General features: G+C 46.3%; 17 protein-coding genes. 6 read left to right on the top strand and 11 right to left on the bottom strand.

Annotation, left to right across the window (positions count from 1 at the left end; translation table 11 throughout):
- Positions 1–45 precede the first annotated feature (45 nt).
- On the bottom strand, positions 46–1,608 hold the full coding sequence (gene hutH, locus JUB15_RS11725; RefSeq protein WP_207512674.1) for a histidine ammonia-lyase: 1,563 nt from the start codon (positions 1,606–1,608) through the stop codon (positions 46–48).
- 5 nt (positions 1,609–1,613) lie between these two features.
- On the bottom strand, positions 1,614–2,219 hold the full coding sequence (locus JUB15_RS11720; protein WP_369411539.1) for a MarR family winged helix-turn-helix transcriptional regulator: 606 nt from the start codon (positions 2,217–2,219) through the stop codon (positions 1,614–1,616).
- A 97-nt stretch (positions 2,220–2,316) separates the two neighbouring features.
- On the opposite strand from JUB15_RS11720, the gene JUB15_RS11715 reads away from it, so the two are divergent.
- The 3 genes from JUB15_RS11715 (at position 2,317) to JUB15_RS11705 (ending at position 5,748) form a co-directional block, all read left to right on the top strand.
- Entirely contained in the window at positions 2,317–3,549 is a 1,233-nt protein-coding gene (locus JUB15_RS11715; RefSeq protein WP_207512673.1) for an MFS transporter, read from the top strand.
- Positions 3,550–3,925: 376 nt separating this feature from the next.
- Positions 3,926–5,119, top strand: a complete 1,194-nt coding sequence (locus JUB15_RS11710) for a Gfo/Idh/MocA family protein (RefSeq protein WP_207512672.1) — start codon at positions 3,926–3,928, stop codon at positions 5,117–5,119.
- 83 nt (positions 5,120–5,202) lie between these two features.
- Positions 5,203–5,748: an OmpH/Skp family outer membrane protein gene (locus JUB15_RS11705; protein WP_207512671.1), complete on the top strand. Its 546-nt coding sequence runs from the start codon at positions 5,203–5,205 to the stop codon at positions 5,746–5,748.
- Between the two features lie 161 nt (positions 5,749–5,909).
- Here JUB15_RS11705 and JUB15_RS11700 read toward each other — a convergent pair whose 3' ends face one another.
- Together JUB15_RS11700 and JUB15_RS11695 are read right to left on the bottom strand one after the other, a co-directional pair.
- Positions 5,910–7,643 (bottom strand): phospho-sugar mutase, encoded by a 1,734-nt coding sequence (locus JUB15_RS11700; protein WP_207512670.1) that lies wholly within the window; start codon positions 7,641–7,643, stop codon positions 5,910–5,912.
- A 113-nt stretch (positions 7,644–7,756) separates the two neighbouring features.
- Positions 7,757–8,254, bottom strand: a complete 498-nt coding sequence (locus tag JUB15_RS11695; RefSeq protein WP_207512669.1) for a phosphoribosyltransferase family protein — start codon at positions 8,252–8,254, stop codon at positions 7,757–7,759.
- A gap of 125 nt (positions 8,255–8,379) precedes the next feature.
- On the opposite strand from JUB15_RS11695, the gene JUB15_RS11690 reads away from it, so the two are divergent.
- From JUB15_RS11690 to JUB15_RS11680, 3 genes are all read left to right on the top strand, one after another.
- Positions 8,380–9,384 carry a bestrophin family protein gene (locus JUB15_RS11690; protein WP_207512668.1) on the top strand — a complete coding sequence of 335 codons (1,005 nt, stop codon included), beginning with the start codon at positions 8,380–8,382 and terminating at the stop codon, positions 9,382–9,384.
- Between the two features lie 13 nt (positions 9,385–9,397).
- Entirely contained in the window at positions 9,398–9,544 is a 147-nt protein-coding gene (locus JUB15_RS11685; protein ID WP_207512667.1) for a hypothetical protein, read from the top strand.
- A gap of 91 nt (positions 9,545–9,635) precedes the next feature.
- On the top strand, positions 9,636–10,955 hold the full coding sequence (locus JUB15_RS11680) for a 4Fe-4S dicluster domain-containing protein (protein ID WP_207512666.1): 1,320 nt from the start codon (positions 9,636–9,638) through the stop codon (positions 10,953–10,955).
- A 161-nt stretch (positions 10,956–11,116) separates the two neighbouring features.
- Here the strand turns inward: JUB15_RS11680 and JUB15_RS11675 are convergent, their stop codons facing one another.
- From JUB15_RS11675 to JUB15_RS11645, 7 genes are all read right to left on the bottom strand, one after another.
- A complete protein-coding gene (locus JUB15_RS11675; RefSeq protein ID WP_207512665.1) occupies positions 11,117–11,977 on the bottom strand; it encodes a hypothetical protein in 861 nt (286 codons plus the stop codon).
- A gap of 299 nt (positions 11,978–12,276) precedes the next feature.
- On the bottom strand, positions 12,277–12,909 hold the full coding sequence (locus JUB15_RS11670; protein WP_207512664.1) for a LysE family translocator: 633 nt from the start codon (positions 12,907–12,909) through the stop codon (positions 12,277–12,279).
- Positions 12,910–13,182: 273 nt separating this feature from the next.
- Complete coding sequence (locus JUB15_RS11665; protein ID WP_207512663.1) at positions 13,183–14,247, bottom strand: ATP-grasp domain-containing protein; 1,065 nt, start codon at positions 14,245–14,247, stop codon at positions 13,183–13,185.
- Complete coding sequence (locus JUB15_RS11660; protein ID WP_207512662.1) at positions 14,247–14,981, bottom strand: NRDE family protein; 735 nt, start codon at positions 14,979–14,981, stop codon at positions 14,247–14,249. Before JUB15_RS11660 ends, JUB15_RS11665 begins: the two co-directional genes overlap by 1 nt.
- On the bottom strand, positions 14,969–15,469 hold the full coding sequence (locus JUB15_RS11655; protein ID WP_207512661.1) for a hypothetical protein: 501 nt from the start codon (positions 15,467–15,469) through the stop codon (positions 14,969–14,971). The genes JUB15_RS11660 and JUB15_RS11655 overlap by 13 nt, the downstream gene beginning before the upstream one ends.
- Before the next feature lie 61 nt (positions 15,470–15,530).
- Positions 15,531–16,091, bottom strand: a complete 561-nt coding sequence (locus tag JUB15_RS11650) for a YceI family protein (RefSeq protein WP_207512660.1) — start codon at positions 16,089–16,091, stop codon at positions 15,531–15,533.
- Between the two features lie 381 nt (positions 16,092–16,472).
- Positions 16,473–19,457, bottom strand: coding sequence for an SBBP repeat-containing protein (locus JUB15_RS11645; protein WP_207512659.1), 2,985 nt, complete (start codon positions 19,455–19,457; stop codon positions 16,473–16,475).
- Between the last annotated feature and the right edge of the window lie 29 nt (positions 19,458–19,486).

Below are 19,486 nucleotides of genomic sequence, written 5' to 3'. Positions count from 1 at the left end.
ATGGGTTTCGTTTGGGGGTCCCTCAATTTACCACTTTCCTTCGAATCACACGGCAAACACCTCGAACCCTTCATTTAAATTGATCTTTTTTAACTTCGCCAGTTCATTACAATGTTCCACAAACGAAAAATCACTGATGAGCTTTTTTATTTTGTAAATATCTTCAGCAAATATTCTATCCTCTTCTGCAAAGCTTACAAACTGCCGTACATAATCATGGGCCGATTCAAGGATCTCACTGCTCTTCAACGGGCGCCTGAACTCGATGGCCTGACAGGCACTTAACAATTCTATCGCCAGGATATATTCCAGGTTGTCTAACACCTGGTTCAACTTGCGGCCGCTGATGCTGCCCATGCTCACATGATCTTCCTGTCCTAACGAAGTGGGAATGCTGTCTGCACTGGCCGGAAAACAAAGCGTTTTATTTTCTGTTACCAAAGCGGCTGTAGTGTATTGTGGTATCATAAAACCGCTGTTCAAACCTACATCTCTCATGAGCAACATGGGCAATCCCCATTTTCCTTCGAGTAACAGGTAACAGCGCCGGTCTGAAATATTCCCGGTTTCTGCAGCGGCTATACAGGCATAATCCAGCGGCAAGGCCAATGGTTGTCCGTGAAAGTTACCACCACTGATGGTGTCATCAGCGCTCAGGATGATCGGATTATCCGTTACTGAGTTCAATTCTGTTTCGGTAAGCTGTTTCAAATGCAACCAGGCATTGCGGCTGGCGCCATGTACCTGGGGCATGCAACGTAAACTGTAAGGGTCCTGTACCCGGCCGCAGTCGACATGACTTTGCATGATGGCGCTCTCATGCAAGAGCAAACGCAGGCGCTGGGCAACCAGTTGGTTGCCGGCAAACGGCCGCAGGCGATGTAAACGTTCATCGAACGGCGCTTTGGTGCCGGTCAACGCTTCCAGGCTCATGGCTCCAATGATATCTGCCGCCTCCAAACAGTTGTGCATACGTTGTACGGCTTTCACTGCAAAGGAAAGAATGAATTGGGTGCCGTTGATAAGTGCCAGCCCTTCCTTAGGACCCAGTTGAATCGGCGCCAGGCCAAATTGCTGCAGTATTTCGAGTGAGCGGTAACGTGCTCCTTTGTAAAAGACCTCTCCCAACCCTATCAGTGGCAGGAACAAATGCGCCAAAGGCGCCAGATCGCCCGAAGCACCCACACTGCCTTTTTCGGGTACTACCGGTATAACGTCCTGTTCAATATGCCATAAAATCCGTTGCAGGGTGATAAGCTGGACGCCCGAATAACCCTGGGCCAGTGCATGCACTTTCGTGATGAGCATGAGTTTGGCAATTTCTATGTTAATGGGCTCGCCTACCCCAACGCTATGGCTTTGTAATATCTTATGTTGTAAAGTGCGGGTATCCTCTTCCGATACCGGCTTATTGGCCAGCACGCCAAAACCGGTATTGACGCCGTAAACAGTTTTATTGTTCTCTACGATTTCCTGCACAAATTGCTGGCTTTTCTGAATATTCGCGATGGCGGTTTTATTCAATACACCTTTCACGGTGCCGGCTGCAATGGCCAGCGCGTTGCCAATCGTCAACTGGTCGATACCATAATTAAACTGCTGTTGCATAGTATTTACTTATGATGCAAGATATTTTGCACCCGGTTAAAAACTGATTCATTTTGCAGGCCCTGTTCAATTTCCCCAATGGCTGATAAGATCGTTTTGCTGTGCCGTCCTTCCTGTGCCAGCGATTCCATGGCCTGTTGCAGGGCATCCCATACCGGCTGCACCTGCTGTTGCAGCCTTTTGCCTTTCGAAGTGAAGGCAACTACTTTTTTGCGGCCGTCATCGTCAGCGGTCGTAGTTTTGATAAGCCCTTTCTGTTGCAGGCTGCTCACCAGCTGGCTCACCGCCGAATGCGATATACCCAGTTCAACGGAAATGTCCCTGATAGAAACCGTTTCCTGCCGCGATAAAATATAAAAGACCGGGAACCATGCGGCATCGAAAGCCAGGTCATGCGACGCATAGATCTTGTTCACATCAGCCAGAAATGCTTCACTTAACCTGCGTAACCGGCTTCCAAATACCAGAAATCCCAGTGATTCGTAAAAGCTCATAAATGTATAAGTGCTTATACAAATGTACAAATACTCCCTGTTATTCAAAATATAATTCGGAAGGCATTGATCGCGGCCTGCTAATACATTTTTGTTGTAATTTTCAAGCTTCAGCACCTTACTGGTATTTATCAATCTTAAATGTGTTTGAAAGGACCAGAAACAATATCTTTAAACCGAAATCCAAGCGATTCCTGAAAATAATATAGCAAATATGAAAGCTGCTTTGCGCGCTCAACTTTCTGTAATGATGTTCCTGGAGTTCTTTATCTGGGGATCATGGTATACGACCATTGGTGTTTATATGAGTAATCATGATATGGCTGACCTCACTCACTGGCCATATACGGTAAATCCCGTCGCCGCCATCGTTGCGCCTTTTTTTGTAGGCCTCATCGCCGACCGTTTTTTTGCCACGCAAAAAGTGTTGGGCGTACTGCATATTTTAGGCGCTATTTTTATGTTCCTTGTTCCTTCTGCAACCGGTAATTCAACCTTGTTTATATTATTACTGCTGGGCTATAATTTATGTTATATGCCAACCATGAGCCTGGCCAATACCATTTGTTTTCACAAAATGACCGACCAGGAAAAGGAATTTCCTTTGATCCGGGTTTTTGGCACTTTAGGCTGGATTGTTGCCGGTTTGATAATCAGTTTTGTGCTGAACAAATTTGTAGCTGACAATGTGAAGCCCGAAGAAACAGGTATGCAACTGTATATGACGGCCGGCGCCAGCCTGTTGCTGGGTCTTTTTAGTTTCACATTACCTAATACGCCACCACCGGCCAAGGGAAAAAAAGTTTCTGCAGCCAGTATTATTGGGGTTGATGCGTTTAAACAACTGGCCAGTCCGTCGTTCTTTATTTTCCTGTTTAGTTCATTCCTTATTTGTATACCGCTGGCGGCATATTATAATTTTACCCAGCATTTTCTTGCAGCCACCGGGTTCGAAAAGATCGCTTCTACTCAAATACTCGGGCAGGTGTCTGAAACCTTATTCATGACCCTGATACCTTTCTTTTTCATTCGCCTGGGTGTTAAAAAAATGCTGGCAGTGGGCATGCTGGCCTGGGTCATACGGTATGCCCTGTTTGCATTGGCTGCTCCCGACCAGGTAACCTCGATGATCATTATCGGTGTTATTATGCATGGTATTTGTTACGACTTTTTCTTTGTTACCGGACAGATCTACGTTGACAAAAAAGCAACGCCCCAGATCCGTGCACAGGCACAGGGCCTCATTATTTTTGTTACCTATGGTGTGGGCATGCTGGTAGGCGCGCCAATAGCAGGTTCGGTGTATAATAAATTCCTGGGCACATCGCAAGGGCTTACATTACAACAATGGCAAAACTTTTGGTGGATACCCTGTGCGTTTGCCGCAGTAGTTTTACTGTTCTTTATAATTACATTTAAGGAAAGGCAAAAAGGCATAAAGGCATAAAGGCAACGAGGTTACAAGCATGTCGGCGTTTGTTATGTGGAATGTTTAAAATTGTTTTCCAGGCTGAACTGAGGACAACGATAAACCATAAACTAAGATTCCGGTGCTTTTGTGGAATGATGAATTTGCTTTTGAGACCAGGATTCCGGTGCTTTTGGGGGAATGATGAATTTGCTTTTGAGACCAAGATTCCGGTGCTTTTGGGGGAATGATGAATTTGCTTTTGAGACCAGGATTCCGGTGCTTTCGATGCGGAATGATGAATTTGCTTTTGAAACTAAGATTCCGGTGTTTTCCATGCGGAGTGATGAATTTGCTTTTGAGGCTGAACATAGGACAACCACAAACCATAAACAATAAACTATAAACTATTATTATGGCTCGCATTGCAATGCTAGGTTCCGGCTTTATCGGCAGGTTTTATGCCGACTCCCTGCAAGGGTACAGAAGCCGTGACAAGATCGTAAGTATCTATTCCCGCCGCACAGAAAGCGCCAGGAAGTTTGCAGAAGATTACAACGTTTCGCATTATACCACCAATATGGAGGAGGCCATTGCGCATCCCGACGTAGATATTGTTTGTATCTCCCTGCCCAATAACCTGCACGAGGCCGCGGTGATGCTCTGTTGCCAACACCGCAAAGCGGTGATGACGACCAAGCCGCTGGGCCGCAACGGTGAAGAAGCAAAGCGTATGCTGCAGGCCGTTGAACAGGCAGGTATTTTCAATGGTTACCTTGAAGACCTTGTATATACGCCAAAATTCATCAAGGCTAGTGAAAGTGTAAAGAACGGAGCCCTGGGCCGTATCTTATGGGCAAAATCAAGAGAAACCCATCCTGGCCCCCACAGCGACTGGTTCTGGGATATGGAGCAGGCCGGGGGCGGTTGTATCCTTGACCTCGGCTGCCATTGCGTGGAAATAACCCGCAGCTATATAGGGAAAGATATAAAACCGGTAGAAGTGATGTGCTGGGCCGATACCCAGGTAAAACCCATCGACGCCGAGGACCACGCTATTGGACTGGTAAAATACGAGAACGGGGCCATTGGCCAGTTTGAAGTAAGCTGGACCTTCCGCGGCGGGCTCGACCTGCGTGATGAAGTAATGGGCTCGGAAGGCACCATCTGGATCAACAGCTTTCTGCGCACCGGCTTCGATATGTTTACCAGCGGTAAAGGCGCCGACTACGTGGCGGAAAAGGCCGAAAGCAATACCGGTTGGTTATTTCCGGTAGGTGATGAACTGAATGAACTGGGTTATAACCATATGTTCATGGATATGTTCAATGCCCTGGAAGCTAACCGGGAACCCAAAGAAACCTTTTATGACGGTTATGTGGTGAACTGTATCCTCGATGCTGCCTACCGCTCGGCCAAAAGCAAGGTGTGGGAGCCTGTTCAGCTCGACATCTGGCGCGGCAAGACCGGGATTACCAAGGACAGTCACCTTACCGAGTACGACGCTGATCACTACCTGGTAAAGGAAGAAGTGACCCATTACGGCGCTAAAAAAGTGATCCTGAAAAACAAACAAACGGGCAAGATCAGCGAAAAAGTGTTGTCATAAAGAGACTAAATAAAATCGCTGGATTTTTTTAGGAAAGCAGCGATTCGCCTATTTTTGCGACTCTATAACTTAAACCCACCAATATGAAAAGGCAATTTGTAGCGATAGTGTTAATTTTTACTATTGGTCTGCTGGCCAATGCATTCCAGGGAAATGCACAAAACAAAATAGGTTATATCAGCCTGCAGGAGTTGATCAGTGCGATGCCTGAATACAAAAAGGCCCAAACGGATATGCAGGAATATCAAAAAGCGCTGGTTCAACAGGGTACTGATTACCAACAGGCATTTGTTGACAAACAAAAAAGCTTTGTAGCTGACTCCATAAAAATGACGGCTGCCGTAAAAGAAGTTAAACGGAAGGAGCTGAATGAACTGTATTTGAAATGGACCAATTTCGTTAACCAGGAGGCGCAGCAAATGATGAACCAGCACGAGCAGGAACTGCTGGCCCCGATCCAGGAAAAAGCGGTTACCACCTCCCAGGCTGTGGCTAAAGAGAACGGGTATGCTTATATTCTGCCCAAAGAACAGCTGATCTCTTTCCCCGCTGCAGATGATATTTTACCACTGGTTTATAAGAAACTCGGCATTACGCCACCCGCCAAAGACGCCGGCGCCAAGAAATAGTCCGAAGTCTGAGGTCGGAGGTCTGAAGTATGACGTCAGAAATCCGGGGGCTGAAAAATTACTTAAATAAGAAAAGGAACAAAGGAGATATAAGTCAACTTTGTTCCTTTTTTATTTTGTATTTCTGACTTCCGACTTCGTATTTCCGACTTCGGACTTCATTACTTCAAGCCCAAATCCTGAATAATTCCCTGGATACGCTTATCCAACTCACCATGAACCTGGATAGAATCGAATTCGGCAGCGCTTTTTATGGTCGTATTTACGCTGAAGTAGAATTTGATCTTGGGCTCGGTACCGCTGGGGCGGGCTGAGATCTTGCTGCCATCGGCCAGAATGAATTGCAGCACATTGGAAACTGGCAGGGTGATATCCCACTCCTCCCCGGTTTGCAGGTTCTTGCCCTTGCGCAGTTCATAATCGAGCAATTGAACGACCGGTGAACCGTTAATGGTCACAGGCGGATTGTTGCGATAGCCATCCATCATGTCGGCGATCTCTTTTTGACCGTTCATGCCTTTTTTAGTGATGGAGATCAAATGCTCTTTATAATAACCGTATTGCACATACAGGTCGATCAGTTTTTCGTACAGGGTCCTGCCCTTGTCTTTTTCGTAGGCTGCCATTTCGCACAGAAGCGCTACGGCAGAAACCGCATCTTTATCGCGCAGCTGGCTGCCGATCATTAAACCGTAACTTTCTTCACCGCCCACGATATAATTTTCGCTGGCTTCTTTTTCCTTGATCAGTTCGGCGATCCATTTGAAGCCGGTGAGTACATTGTAGCATTTCACATTGTTATCGGCTGCAATGCGGTCGATCATATCCGTTGTAACAATGGTCTTGCACACAAAATCGTTCTTTTGGGCTATGCCTTTGGCCTTGCGCGCTTCGATGATATAGTTGAAGGCCAGTACGGCGGTCTGGTTGCCGTTCATCAACATCCAGTTGCCCTGTTTGTCTTTAATGGCAATACCTACGCGGTCGGCATCGGGATCAGTGCCCAGTAAAATATCGGCATCCAGTTCCTTTGCTTTTTTCAAACCAATGCTCATGGCCTCGCTTTCCTCGGGGTTGGGATAGATCACCGTAGGGAAATTACCATCGGGCTTAGCCTGTTCTTCCACAATAGACACATTGGCAAAACCAAAACGTTGCAACACCTCAGGCACCAGCATGATACCGGTTCCATGTATTGGCGTATAAACGATCTTCAGGTCGCGCTGGCGGGTGATCACTTCGGGATACACGCTCAGGCTTTTTACCATGTCGATATACGCATTGTCCATTTCTTTCCCGATGATCGTAATGTTGGCTTCGCCCCCATTCCACTTCACTTCATCTACAGAACCGATCTTTTCAACTTCCTTTATGACGTTTTTGTCGTGTGGCGGCACCAATTGCCCGCCATCATTCCAGTATGCTTTATAGCCGTTATATTCTTTCGGATTATGCGAAGCGGTACAAACCACACCACCCTGGCAGCCCAGGTGCCGGATGGCATAGCTCAGTTCGGGTGTAGGACGCAATGCTTCAAACAGGAAAACTTTAATACCGTTGGCTGCCATAACATTTGCCGTGATCTCGGCAAACTGGCGGCTGTTGTTGCGGCTATCATGCGCAATCGCAATGCGAACAACGCCTCCGGGGTAGGTTTGCAACAGGTAATTGGCAAAACCCTGGGTGGCCATGCCCACCGTATATTTATTAATGCGGTTGGTGCCTATGCCCATAATTCCGCGTAAACCACCGGTGCCAAATTCCAGGTTGCGGTAAAAAGCATCGGCCAGCTCGGCGGGGTTTTCCTGTTCGAGCCTGGCTATTTCCTGTTTGGCGGCATCATCGTAATTTCCGTCTTTCCAAACTTGTACACGCTGCTTAATTGCATCATCCATAGTGCTCAATTTGTTGTTAGTGTTGAAGGTTGAAGTTATAGAATTTTATGGTTTGACGGTTCCTCTAATGCATAAACCGTGCCTTCCAAAGTATGATAGAAATTCTATTCTCCCTATTCCATATAGGCTCCCGTAATAACATCGCCTTCCACTTCTACGAAAATATGTTCCTGTAAAGTGGTTGCTACCGATAAACCAACATAATCGGTATTTACAGGATAGGCCTTATGCGTGCGTTCAACCAGTGCCAGCGTCTGGATCTTTTTAGGCAGGTAGGCCAGAAATGGTTTTATGGCATACAGCATCGTTCTGCCGCTGTTGGCCACATCGTCAATTACGATGATCACTTTGTCGGTAAAATCGGTTTCACCGCTCAACCTGATATCATGCGGCGATTTTTTGTCGAGGGAAATATCGATATTCCAGATGGCGATATTGCTGTTTATGGAGCGTAACAGCTTTTCGATCGTGCGGGCAATGGCGCTTCCGTTATCCCGGATCCCGGCAAGGATGATCTGCTGTTCATCCAGGTTATTTTCTATGATCTCATAAGCCATTCGTTGTAATTTCCGGGCTACTGCTTCCTTATCAAGTATATAATTACGCGCCATGAATTTTGGGTCAAATCTAAATGAAAATTTTCTCCCTGATCAATTTTTAGTGCAAATTTGTCGCACACGATCGGGATCACCCTGCTTGCCATGCACATTCATTAACCACGCTAAAACTGCTTGTTATGCATTCTGGTAGAAATTATACCCTTCAGGAATTTATATACTGGACACGGAGGAAGATTTATGTACTTATTGTGTTGGCCGTTGTGCCTACGGTTGTATTTGCAATTACCGGTACAAAATGGATCCTCATTCCCTGGCCGCCGATCTTACTGATAGGTACAGCATCGGCGTTGATCGCAGGCTTTCGCAATAATGCTACTTATGGCCGCTCCTGGGAAGCCCGTCAGATCTGGGGCAGGATCGTGAACTCAAGCCGTACGTTTGGCATCATGACCCTTGATTTTATCCGTCATCCGCAGGAACATCTGCTGAAAGAGATCCACCAGCGGATCCTGTTCCGCCATTTGGCCTGGATCACCGCTTTGCGCCATCAGCTCAGGGAAAAAAGACAATGGGAAAATGCGCGGATCTGTCCACAGTACATTGAATATGCTAAATTTTATTCGGTGCCCGAATGGAAGTCGACCCTGGCAGAAGATATTAAAGAGTTTTTGACCGAAGACGAATGGCAATCGGTAAAAAACAGAAAGAATATTGCCACCCATATACTCACCCTGCAATCGGCCGACCTTCGCCAACTGCATGAACAGGGCCGGATCACCGAATTGAAATACCTGGAATTGCAACAACAGCTCAAGGACTTTTACGATCACCAGGGCGGCAGTGAGCGCATCAAGAATTTTCCCTACCCCCGCCAGTACTCCACCCTCAGCCGTTTCTTTTTTAGCATTTTGACCGTATTGATACCGCTTGGTATGCTCAACGAGTTCTCGAAGCTGGGCCCCCATTTTATCTGGTTGAACATTCCTTTCAGCATCATTGTAAGCTGGATCTTCTTAACCCTGGAAGATATTGGTGAGAGCACTGAAAACCCCTTTGAAGGCGCGGCCAACGATGTGCCCATCAGTACCATCAGCCGTACGATCGAAATAGATCTGAAGGAAATGCTTGGGCTCGAAAAAATACCACCAGCCCGCGTTCCCGATCACTATATTCAAATGTAATTTCCGAGGCTGGTTGCCGGTTATCAGTTACCAGTTACCGGTTACCGGTTGCCAGTTGCCGGTTACCGGTTACCAGTTGCCGGTTACCGGTTACCAGTTACCGGTTGCCGGTTACCGGTTGCCGAATGCTGTGCGTTTTTCCTTACGCCTTCAGCCTTGAGCCTTCAGCCTTGAGCCTTCAGCCTTGAGCCTGTATTTCATTAGCACATCAGCAAATTAGCAAATTAGCTAATTAGCGTTATCTTAGTGCTATGTCATACATACCACAGATCCTTTTTATCATTGTTTCGGCCATAGCCATCTGGTTGTTTACAAAAAAGATAATGGCTATCCGCCGGAATATCCTGTTAGGAAAAGACGCCGACTTTTCTGACCGGCCGGGTGAACGGTGGAAGAATGTATTGCTGATCGCGTTCGGACAAAAAAAGATGTTCCGCAATCCCCTGGTAGCGGTGATGCACTTTTTTATTTATGCCGGCTTCATCATTATCAATATTGAAGTACTGGAGATCATAATAGATGGATTATTGGGCACCCATCGTATTTTTTCACAGATCGGTGGCGGCTTTTATTCCTTCCTCATCAACTCTTTTGAATTTCTCGCCATCACCGTTTTACTGGCCTGTGTCATTTTCCTTATAAGAAGAAATGTAGTAAAGGTAAAACGCCTGGCCAGTCCCGATCTGAACGGTTGGCCCCGCAGCGATGCCAATTATATTCTCATTACCGAGATCGTACTGATGACGCTTTTTTTGACCATGAATGCCTCCGATACCCTGTTGCAACAACGCGGGTATGGACATTACGGCGAAAACCCTACCGGTAATTTTGCCTTCTCTTCCCTCCTGCATCCTTTACTGAACGGTTTAAGCAATAGCGCCCTGGTGGCTGTTGAAAGAACCTGCTGGTGGCTGCATATCCTGGGCATTTATGCTTTTTTGAACTACCTCCCCTACTCGAAACACCTGCATATTATACTGGCGTTCCCCAATGCTTACTATTCCCGCCTGCAGCCTATGGGCAAGATGAATAATATGCCTGCCATTCAGAATGAAGTGCTGTATGCGATGCAGCCGGAGATGGCGCCGGCCAATGCCACACCACCTGCTACATTCGGCGCCAAAGAAGTAACCGACCTTACGTGGCGGAATTTGCTCGATGCATATTCCTGTACGGAATGCGGTCGCTGCAGTGCGGCCTGTCCGGCTACAATAACGGGTAAAAAGTTATCACCGCGCAGGATCATGATGGCCACCCGCGACCGCATGGAAGACATGGGCAAGAACATCGATCAAAACGGGGAGTTTAAAGATGATGGTAAAACCCTGCTGCATGATTATATCACCGTTGAAGAGCTACGCGCCTGCACTACCTGTAACGGTTGTGTACAGGAATGCCCGGTGAATATAAGTCCGCTGGAGATCATTCTCGAGCTGCGCCGGTCGCTGATCATGGAAGAAAGTAATGCACCCCAGGAATGGAACGTCATGTTCAGCAATGTGGAGAATAATTTCGCGCCGTGGAAGTTCAGTCCTGATGACAGGGATAAATGGGTTTCCGAATTAATGTGATAATTCGATAATTTGATAATTTGATTGTACAGCCACAGGCTGATCCGAATTTTCATAGCTAATAGCACACAATGTATTTGTTTTCATTAACAGATTACACATTAGCAATTGCGTTTTTGTTTTCCATTATCACATTATCCAATTATCACATTATCATATTATTAGGGTAACACTACATTAAACGTTGCTCCTCCTATTGTAACGGTAGCATTGGCATCGCAGCCGGAACTACCGTAATCAAGGGTGCGGGTTGCCAGCCCTTCAGGCGTTAGCTCAATTTTACCGCTTTCAAACCAGTTACAGGTCATTTTACGAACCAGTGCCTGGGTGATGTTAATGGTATAGGCATGGCCCGAAGCCACTGTACCGGTAGCAGAACCGGTAATGGAATAAATATCATCCAAAATGTTCAGCGGGGTGTTAATGCCGGCCACCCATTCGCGTTGGCGGGTAGACTCCCAGGTAATTTCTCCTCCGTTATTGGCTTTCACGATCGTACCGTTCACCTCGATCTTGTATACCAGGTTACCGGCATTGTTGGCGCCCATGTTGGTGGTCTTATGGGTTCCTTTGATCTGGTTATCGTTTACAAAGTAATTGTCATACGTTATATTCACTACAGTTCCTGCCTCGCGGTACCTGCCCGTCCAGTTGGCCAGGATGCGGCCGCGGCGTTTTCTGCCATCAACACAGAGGCAGTTGGTGGTGCCGAAATTAATGACTACCGAGCGGGTGGCGTTCACGGTATCGATGGTTACCGTTACGCAGTTCCCTAAGACTTCTTCTATCCGGGCAGCTGGTTCATTCGTGGCTACCCTGAAGGAAAAGTTGGCGCCATAGGTTACGGATGCATCCACCATTGTATTGGCATCGGTATAAGCCGATTCTGCCATAGCATTGTCCTGTGCTGCGGTGGTATCGCTATCTGTTGACGGTTTGGAATCTTTTTTACAGGCTGTAAATGATAGTGTAATGATGAAACAGGCCATAATGCCCAGAAAAATGGATGGTGTCTTTTGCATGGGGTTTTGGTTTATGATCCGGCTCAGACTGGTAACCGGGTACCACGTTTAAAACGAATTACATTTTTTTTTAGTATGATCCCTGGTGGAAATTGTTTTCCTTATATAACGAGCTGAACGGCACTGAAATGCAATTGCTGATTTCTGATTTCTGATTTCGAGATTGCGAGATTTCGAGATTTCCTCCTGTTTGAATATTCCAATAAATCTCAAAATCCCAAAATCTCAAAATCCCAAAATCTCAAAATCCCGAAATCAGGAAATCCCAAAGTCCCGAAATCAGAAATCAAGTTGGTCTTTTAAACCGCGTTTTTCTTTTTGATGATGCGCCAGGCCATGATGACGGCGGTGCAGGCAAAAACGGCCCCGATGATCCAGCTGATGACGCTCTGGTTCGCATTTAAGCCGTTTACGATGAATTGTCCGCCAAAAATAAACACCGCATTACCCAGGAAGGTACCCAGGCCAATACCGGCTATATAAACGTTATAATGGTCATTGCGCGGATGCAATACCTTTTTAGTGAAAAGTGCCGTGCTCCAGCCAAACCAGAAAGGGATCTGCGCCGGATTTATGGCGCTCATGGCCACGCCTAACCAGAACCGGTGAATGGTATGGGAAAGAATGACGTTCTTCTGTGTCTGCGGGCTCGCTGCCGCAATGAAATTCGATACCGCAAGGGCTGCAATGATCAGTACCGTAATCCATTCGAGCCAGCGGAACAGCGTCTTGTGTTTTTGCACCCAGTCCATAGCCACCAGCGAAATGCGTACATATATGATCTCTACCAGCAAAGTGCCCAATGAAAAGTACAGGGCCGGACGAAGTCCATCACTGACGGAGATCTGCATGGCCGCTATATTCAGCGTTCCCAGGGGTAAGGTACCGAGGAAGCTGATACACATGCCGGTTATGAAGATTCTTAGGTACATCGTTCAATGTGCTAATGTGCTAATACTAATATGCTAATGTGCTAATGTGCTGATTGGCTAATGCTAATGTGATGATGTGATAATTCGATAATTTGATAATGCTTCATTGTTGCGCAGTACTATATTTTCCATACTTACCGTAACACTCACTTAGCCTGTATTTCATTAGCACATTAGCATATTTTCAAATTAGCTAATTGGCTTTTTGGTTTTTCGATGCCAGCCTGTATTTCATTAGCACATTAGCATATTATCAAATTAGCCAATTGGTTTTCATTCCGTCATAGCCGCCAGTTTCCGTGACCACTCCCTGTCTTCCCTGAACATGGCAATGCCTTCACGCCAGCTAAGGTACCGATGTCCTTTTTTATGGTTCATGCGACTGATGCGGTTGAGCATGATCCAGTGCCGGATGATCTCTTTCCAGGCAAAGAATATGGAGTGCCCGGGATCATAAATATGGGTTGGTTCTGCTCCTGCGCCGTTCACTTCGATGATAGAAAAATTCCTGCCCTGCTTCATGGCCTCCCAGGTATCGTAACGGATGTCGAGGCGGCCAAAATAAAATTCAGGTATTTGTTTACAAATGGAATCTATGACATTGTTCAGGGCTTCATCGGCCAGGTGGCTTTCGTCGATGAATTTAGAGCCGCGGGCGTGATTGCCGAAGGGCGACACGATCATTTTTTCACCCGCAGGTAATACCAGGTTCATCCGTTCGCCATGGATCTTTTGCAGGCTGCGCAAATACATCAATGCCCGTTTATTCTGTTGCAACAATTGAAGTATTGTGTGTTTGCCGTCGCCGGTCACCGACAGGAATTCCTTACCTACAATACCGGTGATCCTGCCTTTTTCTTCGCCCGGATACCGCACATAAAAAATGCCGGCTTCATTCTTCCAGGGAACAAATTCCTGGATGTGAAAATCGAGGTATGCTGTACGTGCATAGTTGCGTACATCCTGCTCATCGCGTAATACTTTTACGCCGCGGCCGCGGCCGCCCATATTGGGCTTGCCGATGAGCGGAAACTGCAGGCCTGCCCTTCGCAGGTCGCGTAACACGATATCACCATTGGCCGGGATGGAAAAAAAAGCGGTGAGTGGATGGTATTGCGGTGGGATAATACTGATAATGTCTTTTTTGCTTTCGCATAAAAAGCCGCCATTTTTAATGGTTGGATTGGAAGCGGCAAAGAAAAAGAAAGACCGGGCACGGAGGCACAGTAAGATCCATACCGGGTAGATCAGCAGATATACACTTGTAAAACTCCAGTATTCCCAGTTCAGTAATTTAATAAAAAACGGTCGGTGCAGGATGCGTTGTATGCTGTTCATTATCGGCCTGCCATTGGTTTTTCAACTATTAATTGTTGGGTGAAAGCATTGTTGTTCTTGAGATCGAGGTATTGCATCCGGATGGTATCATCGGTGAGCGCCAATAAGGTAACGCTAACAGTGAATACCTGTCCGTTCCGGTTCATGCGCAAGTCGTTGTGGGTGTCGCCATCTCCGGTGAACTGGTGAAAGTGCAGAATATCGTCGGGCGTAGGCGCTCCCGCAGGGCGGGATTGTTGCAGCCATTTATTGAACCAGCTTTTTCTTTTCCTGACCACTTCCTCATCGTACAGGGTCGCCGATGACCAGATGTGCGGCGCAGTAGCCGGCAACTGGGTCATATGTTTCTTTTCACCATCCCAACGGCATTCAAACAGTTGTCCCGCCCATACAACAGCGGTGAACGGTTCTATCCTTTCAAGCGAGATCTCTCTGAAACGCTCAACCGGATCGGATGCATCCAGCAGGTCAAGCAGGATGAGCCCCCGGCTTTTGCGGTAAGGTGGTTGCGGCGTATGACGAATAAATCCCCCGTTCAAAAAAACGATCGCATGACCGTTCTCATGGGCAGCGATCCAGGTACCACCGGCATCTCCGTCTTTCGGGAATAACAGGTTGCCCGACTGGCCGGGATATATGGTGGGTGGTAATGCATTGGAACGCCAATGCTTTTCATCCCGGTTGGATGTAATATATAGCTTATCCCTTACAGGAATAAAGGTTACTGTGCACATTGTTTACGATACTTAACGGTAGACGAGGCTACCCCAAAATCATCTGGTAATTGAATGTTCGAAATTTCAGTAATGCCTACCCGTATTAAAGCCATGTGGTGGATCGTGTGCTCGAGGTTATAAGCTACCTCGCGGAAATAATTCGTTTCAATGGCAATGGAATCGGTAACATGTTCGTCGTAACAGGCTTCCAGCGTGAGCGTTTTATTCGGTTTGCCCAATCCCCGATGAACTTCCAGCAACAAGCGACCCGCCAGCTCCTTATCCGTTTCAATCATCGTGTCGCGCTTGCGTCTTTCATAATTAACGATCCCTGTGTCATATCCATTCTCAAGGCACTGAAACAGCTCGATAATATGTCGCACATGCTGACCAATCGTATTATTGAAAAGTGTTTTACACGACTGGCTGTACTGCTCTTGCGACAACTGGCTGAGCGAGTCAGATAACTGTACAAAAATTGTATTTACAGCTTGTTGTAATTGCATTGGTCGGTTTTGTTCCTAAAAATAATATTATTTTTCAATTAAGAATTTCCGTTCCTGAATTTTACTGTATGTCTGTTGTTAACGCTGCTTTCCTGGCGACCACTTTTAACTGAACCGTTAGACGATCACTGATTGTATTTCCTGCGCCCACATTAAAATCCCGCCGTTTCATCCTGAATTCCCCCGCAAACAGGAATCCGTTCTCAATGGGCTGCGCTGTAAAAGGAAATGCAAGATCTTTTGTTATTCCTTTTATGGTCAGCTTACCGGAAACAAATAATGTTCCGTTCTTTTTACTGGTATTTATTTTTTCAGATACGAACCTGATCTGCGGGTAGTTTTTGACATCAAAGAAATCGGCCCAGCGAAGGTGGTCATCGCGTTTGTCAACCCCGGTATTTACCGTACTGGCATCTATAGTTACATCAAAACTACAGCCAGCCAAACTATCGGGCAGAAAGGTTATAGTGCCCGCCAGACCGCTAAAGGAGCCGGTTGTATTGAAGCCAAGGTTTTTTATTTTGAAAGAAATTTCCGAAGAGCTGTCAACTGGTATATAGTGTTGCGAGTACAGGTTTAAATGTCCGAACAAGACCACCAGGCAGCCTGCGAAGTACTTCATATAAAAATCCTTTAAATGTAAAGTACTCCTTGTTACTCAATTCTGCCGTTAAAGTTTTTAACACAAGGTGGGGAAAATTTTCCCTAAAAATGGAATTAGAGAAAAAAGCTGCGGGCCCCGCAGCCAACTATCAAATTATCACATTCTGTTTGACGACTTTCAATATCACTCTTTCGTAGCCTTATACAATTGGCGAAAGTAGGTGCCCGGCTGAAATGGGCAGCATGATAAAAAAGTATTACGAACCGCTGGTAATCCGTAATGCTTTTTTCATGAAGACAGTAAGACCACCGCTATGTCTCTACTGTATCGCCGCGATTCGCCGGACCGTTATACCGGTCCATTGTTGTACACCTGCTGGATCATAATGGTTAACGGTAGCTAGTTAATTTTTAGTTTTCCTGTTTGCGACCACTCAGTCTTTTCTGTTTTTACTTTAATGCGGTAAACATAAATGCCTTTCTGTAGTGTGGTTACATTGAATTCTTCATTATGAAAGCCTGCTGGTTTGGTGGCATCCGTCAATGTCGTAATCTGCCGGCCTAAAAGATCAAATACCTGTATAATCACCCGGCCTTCAAATGGCAGTTCATAAAATATTTTAGTGGCAACAGCAGCCGGATTAGGTGCAACGGTAACCTGGAAGCTGGCTGGCAAATCACTATTCGTTATTACAGGTTGGCTTATTCTTTCGTTGCCGGGCGTTTGTTCATATTTAATGGTGGCATAATCGGATGACGATCCATCAAAAAAGGTTTGATCACCAGAGCTGTGCCCTGTTACATATACATGACCGTCATCATCCACGGCAATAGCGGTTGCAATATCTACGGTGTGTCCGGGACCATCGTACCTGGCCACCCATTGTTCGAGGCCCGCTGCATTGTATTTAATGGTAGCATAGTCTTCAAAAAAACCGTTGGTTGACCTGCTGCTTCCTGTTACATATACATTTCCCCGGGCATCCAGTGCCAGCGCATTGGCTATATCTTCTGAACCATTGTTATACGCCGCCAGCCATTGCTGCACGCCGGCAGTATTGTACTTGATAGTAGTATAATCGCCCTGGCTCTGCCCTGTTACATATACATTACCGGAAACATCTACGGCTATATCCCTGGCCTTATCGAAACCAGAGCTCGTGGAACCATCGTACCTGGCCACCCACTGCAGCACGCCAGCTGTATTGTACTTAATAGTAGCAAAGTCCTCCGTGCCACCACCCCAACTGCCACCAGTGACGTATACATTGCCATTGGCATCCAGCGCCAGGGCATTAGCTTCATCAAGGTAATTATCAGGGCCATTGTATCTTGCCGTCCATTGTTCATTTCCATTGGCATCGTACTTAATGGTGGCATAGTCTGATTCACTGCCACTGCCCTGACTGTGTCCTGTTATATATACATTGCCCTGTATGTCTACAGCAATGGCTGTGGCCTGATCGGATGTATTGCCTGGACCATTATAACGTTTTATCCATATCGTATTTCCACTATTGTCATACTTAATAGTAGCATAATCCGGTGAGTTTCCAAAGCTCAACCCCGTTACATACACATTGCCGTTTTCATCAACAGCAATGGCAGTAGCCTGATCGTTGGAATTACCGGGGCCATTATATCTTCTTACCCACTTTGTATCGCCGTATTTGTCATACTTAACGGTAGTATAGTCGTCACGAGTGCCGCCTCCATCGCTTGTTCCCGTTATATACACATTTCCTTTGGCATCAACCGCTATGGCACTGGCTTTGTCGGGGCCAACACCCAGGCCGTTGTATGTTTTTTTCCATATTCTGTTTGCATCCGGATCATACTTATAAGTGGTGTAGTCCATTCCGGTATGAAGCCTGGTGATACCGCCTGTTACATGCACATTACCATGCTTGTCTAGTGCCAGGGCAGTTGCGAAATCGGGGCCTCCTTTTACCTGAACGTTCTGGCCGTTATATCTTTTTAACCATTCTTGCTCACCATCGGCATCGTATTTAATGGTGGCAAAGTCAAACCTGTCAATAGCGCTTCTTCCGGTTACATATATGTTTCCATTGTTGTCGAGACCCATGGCAAATGCTATATCACTGGCGTTTCCGGGGCCGTCATAGGTGGCTGCCCATTGTTGCACACCATTTGAATTATACTTGACAGTAGCATAGTCTGTTTCATTTATGAAAAAATTGACGCCGACAATTCGCACTGAAAGGGCGCCGGTAATATACACATTGCCCGTTTTGTCTAGCAACAGGTCATGGACCAGGCTGTTTTCATCATTGCCAGTGCCTTCAAGAAAGGCCTCCCACTGCTGCACGCCTGCCGTATTGTATTTAATGGTTACATAGTCATTGTCAGGATTTCCGGGAGCAGACCCGGTAATTCCGCCTATGTACACGTTGCCTGCAGCATCCACCGCCAGCGCATTTCCTTCGTCGTGACCCTCGCGGCTAAATACGGCAAGCCATTGCTGCTGACCCAATGTATTGTATTTGATCGTGGCAATGTCACTTATGATCCCAAAATCTTCAATCACGTGGGTGGTGATGGACCCTGTTACATACACATTGCCGTTTTCGTCGAGGGCAAGGTCATTTGCCCTGTCGAATTCATTGACAGGGCCGTTATACCGGCTTACCCATTTCAAATCACCATCATCGTCGTATTTAATAGTGGTAATATCACTGCCGGTTCCAATGCCGGCGCTCCATCCCGTTACATATACGTTGCCCTTCTTATCCACGGCAATGGCGGTAGGCTGATCCCTTTCATTACCCGGTCCGTTATATCTTCTTATCCATTCCGTATGACCATCCTCATCGTATTTGATGGTGGTAATATCTTCAGCGGTCCCGCTGCCCGTACTTCTGCCGGTTATATAAACATTTCCATCTGCATCCACGGCAATGGCGAATGCTTCATCACTGCTATTCCCCGGCCCGTTATATCTTCTTACCCATTTTATATCGCCGTCATCGTCGTATTTAATGGTAGTAAAGTCGCTGGAAGTACCAATGCCGGTACTCCATCCTGTCACATAAATATTACCGTTGTTATCTGTTGTTATGGCTGTTGCTTCATCGTCTCCATTTCCAGGTCCCTTGTATTTCTTTACCCATTTTGTATCACCATCATCGTTGTATTTAATAGTGGCCCAGTTAGTATTGGAAAGGTTTTCATTGCCATCGATAAGTCCCGTTACAATAATATTACCTTTACAGTCTATTACCAGGTCCCTTGCTATGTCATGGGTATTGGCATCTCCGTTCTGCCGCTTTACCCATTTTTCGGTAACCTGAGTAAAACCAATAGTTGAAATAAAATGGAGACTGGCAAGCAATAATGGCTTCCAGATGAGCAACATGTTACTCATAATCTGAAGTTTTAAGAGTTAGTAATGGT

Source organism: Longitalea luteola (assembly GCF_017356035.1).
Taxonomy (GTDB): Bacteria; Bacteroidota; Bacteroidia; order Chitinophagales; family Chitinophagaceae; genus Niastella; species Niastella luteola.
The sequence above is the reverse complement of the archived record's forward strand: the minus strand, read 5'-3'. Positions and strand labels throughout refer to the sequence as shown.

What these genes read in the sequence shown, in the direction of transcription:
- hutH (WP_207512674.1), bottom strand. Translation starts at nt 1,608, where the DNA reads ATGCAACAGCAGTTTAATTATGGTATCGACCAGTTGACGATTGGCAAC.
- JUB15_RS11715 (WP_207512673.1), top strand. Translation starts at nt 2,317, where the DNA reads ATGAAAGCTGCTTTGCGCGCTCAACTTTCTGTAATGATGTTCCTGGAG.
- JUB15_RS11710 (WP_207512672.1), top strand. Translation starts at nt 3,926, where the DNA reads ATGGCTCGCATTGCAATGCTAGGTTCCGGCTTTATCGGCAGGTTTTAT.
- JUB15_RS11705 (WP_207512671.1), top strand. Translation starts at nt 5,203, where the DNA reads ATGAAAAGGCAATTTGTAGCGATAGTGTTAATTTTTACTATTGGTCTG.
- JUB15_RS11700 (WP_207512670.1), bottom strand. Translation starts at nt 7,643, where the DNA reads ATGGATGATGCAATTAAGCAGCGTGTACAAGTTTGGAAAGACGGAAAT.
- JUB15_RS11695 (WP_207512669.1), bottom strand. Translation starts at nt 8,254, where the DNA reads ATGGCGCGTAATTATATACTTGATAAGGAAGCAGTAGCCCGGAAATTA.
- JUB15_RS11690 (WP_207512668.1), top strand. Translation starts at nt 8,380, where the DNA reads ATGCATTCTGGTAGAAATTATACCCTTCAGGAATTTATATACTGGACA.
- JUB15_RS11680 (WP_207512666.1), top strand. Translation starts at nt 9,636, where the DNA reads ATGTCATACATACCACAGATCCTTTTTATCATTGTTTCGGCCATAGCC.
- JUB15_RS11675 (WP_207512665.1), bottom strand. Translation starts at nt 11,977, where the DNA reads ATGCAAAAGACACCATCCATTTTTCTGGGCATTATGGCCTGTTTCATC.
- JUB15_RS11670 (WP_207512664.1), bottom strand. Translation starts at nt 12,909, where the DNA reads ATGTACCTAAGAATCTTCATAACCGGCATGTGTATCAGCTTCCTCGGT.
- JUB15_RS11665 (WP_207512663.1), bottom strand. Translation starts at nt 14,247, where the DNA reads ATGAACAGCATACAACGCATCCTGCACCGACCGTTTTTTATTAAATTA.
- JUB15_RS11660 (WP_207512662.1), bottom strand. Translation starts at nt 14,981, where the DNA reads ATGTGCACAGTAACCTTTATTCCTGTAAGGGATAAGCTATATATTACA.
- JUB15_RS11655 (WP_207512661.1), bottom strand. Translation starts at nt 15,469, where the DNA reads ATGCAATTACAACAAGCTGTAAATACAATTTTTGTACAGTTATCTGAC.
- JUB15_RS11650 (WP_207512660.1), bottom strand. Translation starts at nt 16,091, where the DNA reads ATGAAGTACTTCGCAGGCTGCCTGGTGGTCTTGTTCGGACATTTAAAC.
- JUB15_RS11645 (WP_207512659.1), bottom strand. Translation starts at nt 19,457, where the DNA reads ATGAGTAACATGTTGCTCATCTGGAAGCCATTATTGCTTGCCAGTCTC.